Consider the following 778-nt stretch of genomic DNA (forward strand, 5'->3'; position numbering starts at 1 on the left):
GCCACGTCCACGACGTGCAGATCACCAARGAGCCGCCGAACTACCGCGCCTGATGCAGCATGAGCAAAGAGGAACGAGGAAGCTGATTCCCGTTCCTCTTTCTCTATCGGCCGCCGGTAACGACGCTGTGTTTCCCGTATTTACTCCTGCATTGCCCGGGCACCATGACCAACATCCATAACGACAAGATCCTCATTCTCGATTTCGGCGCCCAGTACACCCAGCTGATCGCGCGCCGCATCCGCGAGCTCGGCGTGTACTGCGAGATCTGGGCATGGGACCACAACCCGGCCGACATCGCCGCGTTCGGCGCCAAGGGCATCATCCTGTCCGGCGGCCCGGAATCGACCACCCTGCCGGGTGCGCCGGCCGCACCGCAGGAAGTGTTCGACAGCGGCCTGCCGATCTTCGGCATCTGCTACGGCATGCAGACCCTGGCCGCCCAGCTCGGTGGCGCCACCGAAGCGGCCGACCAGCGTGAGTTCGGCCATGCCGAAGTCAACGTCGTCGCCCCGGATGCGCTGTTCAAGGGCCTGAGCGACCACGGCGGCGAGCCGAAATTGAACGTCTGGATGAGCCACGGCGACCACGTCTCCGTCGCACCCCCGGGCTTCACCGTCACCGCGGTGACCGATCGCATCCCGGTGGCCGCGATGGCCAACGAAGAAAAGCGCTGGTACGGCGTGCAGTTCCATCCGGAAGTGACCCACACCCTGCAGGGCCAGGCGCTGCTGCGCCGCTTCGTGGTGGACGTGTGCGGCTGCGAAACCCTGTGGAC

The 778-nt window shown here is 65.3% G+C and carries 1 protein-coding gene; it reads left to right on the forward strand.

Going from position 1 to position 778, the window contains the following annotated elements; all coding sequences use genetic code 11:
- Nucleotides 1–164 precede the first annotated feature (164 nt).
- On the forward strand, nt 165–778 hold a 614-nt coding region (guaA, locus tag ACXJKH_RS21565), incomplete at its 3' end, for a glutamine-hydrolyzing GMP synthase (RefSeq protein WP_457322443.1).

The sequence above is a fragment of the Stenotrophomonas sp. P5_B8 genome (genome assembly GCF_054049855.1).